5 protein-coding genes and 1 pseudogene are annotated in these 4,070 nt (G+C 57.0%); 4 read left to right on the plus strand and 2 right to left on the minus strand.

What is annotated here, in order from left to right; all coding sequences use genetic code 11:
• Positions 1-403 precede the first annotated feature (403 nt).
• The 4 genes from BSU04_RS05435 (at position 404) to BSU04_RS05450 (ending at position 3,183) form a co-directional block, all read left to right on the plus strand.
• Complete coding sequence (locus BSU04_RS05435) at positions 404-814, plus strand: DUF5990 family protein (RefSeq protein ID WP_089159646.1); 411 nt, start codon at positions 404-406, stop codon at positions 812-814.
• Entirely contained in the window at positions 815-1,762 is a 948-nt protein-coding gene (locus BSU04_RS05440; protein ID WP_089159647.1) for a GNAT family N-acetyltransferase, read from the plus strand. It abuts the gene before it with no gap.
• 139 nt (positions 1,763-1,901) lie between these two features.
• Positions 1,902-2,477 carry a hypothetical protein gene (locus tag BSU04_RS05445; RefSeq protein WP_256982191.1) on the plus strand — a complete coding sequence of 192 codons (576 nt, stop codon included), beginning with the start codon at positions 1,902-1,904 and terminating at the stop codon, positions 2,475-2,477.
• A gap of 256 nt (positions 2,478-2,733) precedes the next feature.
• Entirely contained in the window at positions 2,734-3,183 is a 450-nt protein-coding gene (locus tag BSU04_RS05450; RefSeq protein WP_218827237.1) for a GNAT family N-acetyltransferase, read from the plus strand.
• Positions 3,184-3,405: 222 nt separating this feature from the next.
• Here BSU04_RS05450 and BSU04_RS48725 read toward each other — a convergent pair whose 3' ends face one another.
• On the minus strand, positions 3,406-3,693 hold the full coding sequence (locus BSU04_RS48725; protein ID WP_373452801.1) for a methyltransferase domain-containing protein: 288 nt from the start codon (positions 3,691-3,693) through the stop codon (positions 3,406-3,408).
• Positions 3,642-4,070: pseudogene (locus BSU04_RS46240) on the minus strand (hypothetical protein); the annotation flags it as partial. The pseudogene BSU04_RS46240 and the gene BSU04_RS48725, both read right to left, overlap by 52 nt.

Raw genomic sequence — 4,070 nt, forward strand, 5'->3', positions numbered from 1 at the left:
CCGATCGACTGTCGGCTCTTCGGCAACGAGAGCCTATAGGAGACGCTTGCGCGCATCGCACCAAACGAGCAGTTTGGCGCTCGTCAAACCCTCCGCATAGCAATACGCTGCACTGTCGCTGCCACGATCTTGCCGATTTAGGTTCACCGTCATCCGCGTTTCAATCTATCCCACGCACGATCCGCCCTGATAAATCGCCATAGCAGTGAACGTTTCGATCACATCGGAGCACTCCGCGGTTTCCTCCCTTGGGGCTTGTAGGACGCCTGCCCGCCTGCTTCTGCGCGAGTTCGCTTGCACGCGGATTCGGGCAGGCGTCCTACAACCCTAAACACAAGCGGACCTTCGACAATGCCGCCCTGATCGTCGACAATGTCATTTCCTTCGAGACGACGGATATCGAATGAGTGAATTTCCCCGCGACATTCACGTGATCCTGACATGCAATTCGCTACCGCCGATCGGAGAGGCAGCGAATGTCGGTTTGCAGGACAAAGAACAGCATGTCCATGCGGGCACGCGCAAACGCGACGGTTCCTTCGAATTCGAGTGCGTGGTTCAGGTGCGCGACAAGGGGGACGGCAGCATCGATTTCGCTGGACCTTTCGTCCACGGGACACCAGCGGCGCGCTTTGTCTACCTTAGCTGGAAACGTACTGTCGCCAGCGCTACACCGTGGGTGCAGCGTGTAAAAATACCGCTTGTATTCAATGCTGCCGATCTCGGCACTGCCACGGCAATCCACGCCGATATTACGGGACGTCGGCCGCATGCGACCGAGCTGATCATCTGGACCATTGCAGAGCGTCACTGAATGATGACACCGTCTGAACCGCTACGAACCGACAGACTGCATCTGCATGCGTTGAGTCCGGATGACGCGCCGGCGTTGTTCGACCTATTCCATGACCCCGATGCAATGCCTTATTGGCACACACGTCCGCATCAGACGTTGGAAGATACCCGAACTGCTATTGAAGGGATGTTGCGTCCACGCCATGCCCGCTGGTGGGCCGTGCGGACCGCCGCGACGCAAGAGACGATCGGCTTTTTGGGTTTTCTCGGCTTTGGTACGATTCCAGGCTTTGGTTATGCGCTCCATCCTGCGCATAGGTCTCACGGATACGCGGCGGAGGCGGCTCGGGTAGCGCTGAATTTCGGCTTTCAGCAATTGAATCTCGACCGTGTCGAGCTATGGATTCACGAGGCCAACACGGCGTCCCGGAGATTGGCGGAATCGCTTGGTTTTGCGCGACGCGGTTGCTTCCGCCAGCTTTATCCGCGCGAGCGTCTATCGCGAGAAACGGCGGTGTATGGCATCACACGCACGCAGTGGTCAGGAAGCGATGCGCCGACGGATGGAGTGCCGATCATATCCACGGACAGCGAGCCGGTGTTTTATGGGGTTGAGCCGATATTGGAGGTAGCTGACGTCGCCGCAGGCGTGCAATTTTACCGCGACCAATTAGGTTTCACGGTGGAGTACGCGTCTGGCGATCCGGCTTCGCACGCAGGATTGTTCCGGGGTGATTGGTCCACCCAGGGGCTGAGGCTGCAACTGACGCGGCGGATCTTGCCCTCGGGTATTCCGTCTGGTGCCCTGTACATCTCCGTTGCACCGCGATTGGACATGCTCTATAGCGAGTACCAGCTAAAGAACGTGACGATCGTGGAGCCGCTTGCAATTAAGCCTTGGGGACGCCGGGAATTCACAATTCGTGATCCAGACGGGCATCTAATGCGATTCGGGGAACCGGTTTAACTTTCGGTTCTTGACCGTTTTCCCGTGACGCAGTGGCCGACCAGAAGCCGACCTTCGACGGCCGCACGCGAATCGTCGACAATCCGGACCGTATGCGGATGCTGGCTAACTTTCAACGTACGGGGGCTGTGAGCGAACCATGGCTAGTCTGTCGGAATCCTGCACGGAAGAACCTTCTAATGTTCACCGGCTGGTGATCGTCGAGGGCATCATGGGATCGGGCAAGTCAACGACCATGCGGTTCATCGCGAAACACCTGCAAGAAGCGGGGCGACCGGCGGTACATATCCATGAAAGGACCAACCCGCATCCGGTGCGCGCGACTGACGAACTCGAACACTGGTTTGAACCGTGGAGGGACACCACACCTGAGGATCTCGCGGACCGTGCATTGGCGAGATGGACCGCCTTCGTCGAGTACACGCAATCAAGTACTGATATTCCGGTATTGGATGGTCAACTTTTTCACGGAGACCTGACTCACTTGCTGCTAATGGAGGCCGATACCGCGTTGATTTGGGGCTACATACGGAAGCTGGCAACAGTCATCGCCCCGCTGAATCCGTTCGTCGTTTACCTTTGGCAGGAAGATGTCGAAGAAGCCATCATAACGGTCTGCGCAGAACGGGCCCCGAATGGATCGATTATCAGGTCAACTGGAAGCTCGCGGCTCCCTACTGCGTGCGCCATGGTTTCGTGGGACTGGACGGGCTGATTTCCCTGTACTGTGATTACCGTCATCTTACCGACGGCCTGTTTCAGGAACTGCCGTTAGCCAAGCTCGCCATTGAAAATTCAGAGAGAGACTGGCCGGCATATGAAAGTCGAATTCTTCGCGAGTTGGGGTTGCCGACAGGGTAAGGACGCGGGCAGTGATCGGCCATAAACCGACGCTCGACGTTATTGGGCAGCTCGCCGACAACTAACGCGTCGGCGAGCTAGGGCATTGATTAGCATTCGGGAGCAGGATATTGAAAGTTGAAGTCGAAATCGCGCCGAGGAAATCCCAAGAAGTTTTGATCGAGATGGTTGTCGATTATCTGCAGGAACTTGGAGCCGATACAGAGTATCCGTACCTCCCGCTCTACTGGGAAGAGGCAGAAAGACACCCTTATTTTATTCTTGTGGACGGAAAGGTAGCTGGGTTTGCTCTGGCTAGAACATTGGCCAATGCCCCGTTGTTCGAGATGGCTGAATTTTGTGTCTCGAAGTCGTATCGCGGACAATCAATAGGGCGGGAGGCCGTGCGCGCACTCTTCGAAATGCATGCAGGTGATTGGCGAGTAACAACGATGCTCGATAACCCTGAGGGTCTAAAATTTTGGCGTTCGGTCGTGCCGATTGGTACGCCCGTTGTTCTCAGCGATGGGCCCGACGAAGATCCTTGTATGCTGATGTTGTTTAATACGGGGCCGCGTTAAATCGTAGCGGAATTCGAAGCCATCTTGTCCGCTTCGGCCGAGAACGTGTGCGCCGCGCAGCCGACTTGCGAATCATCAACGGACCTTTGAAGCGGCCATAGATGTAGCGTTGGCTCCAATAGCGGCTGCGGATCGACGCGCAACGGCCATCATCTGGCTGAGTGCGGCCATGAGGCGTCAATCGAACTCACCAGTGCACAGACGTTCGGATGTCGCTTCCACTCAGGAACCGGCCGTCCAATTGCTCATTTGGATAAGTTGCTTGTGGGCTTTTACCGTCGTTCGTTGTAGCCGTTTGTGAGGCAGCGTCAAATTTGGCAATCCAATGCGGCAGACCTTAAAACTCCGTGGTTCAAGTATTCTCACCACCTCATCGAACAGCGCCTTCCGGTTACGGAGGTGAACGACGACATCAAGCGCGAATGCAACATCGAATGAGGAGTCTTCGACAGGTGTTGTCAGCGGAGAAAGAACCAATCGCCCCAGCCGCCATTCGGCGAGTCCTGCCACCGATGGTAGATCCAATTATCACTACCTAAAGCAAACAGCTCAAGACGCCCGTCGGCGTTGTTGGCGACAGCGACCTGCTGGAGGTCATGCCCGGCTAGACTTGCCCACTCACCCCAGCCCCCGTTGGCAACGGTCTGCCAGATATGGTAGATAGCGCGGTCGCCGCCCAGGGCGAAAAGCTCGAGACGCCCGTCGGCGTTGTTGGCGACAGCGATCTGCTGGAGGTCACGCCCGGCTAGACTTGCCCAGTCACCCCAGCCCCCATTGGCAACGGTCTGCCAGATATGGTAGACAGCGCGGTCGCCGCCCAGGGCGAAAAGCTCGAGACGCCCGTCGGCGTTGTTGGCGACAGCGATCTGCTGGAGGTCATGCCCGGC

The sequence above is a fragment of the Caballeronia sordidicola genome (assembly GCF_002220365.1).
GTDB lineage: Bacteria > Pseudomonadota > Gammaproteobacteria > Burkholderiales > Burkholderiaceae > Caballeronia > Caballeronia sordidicola_C.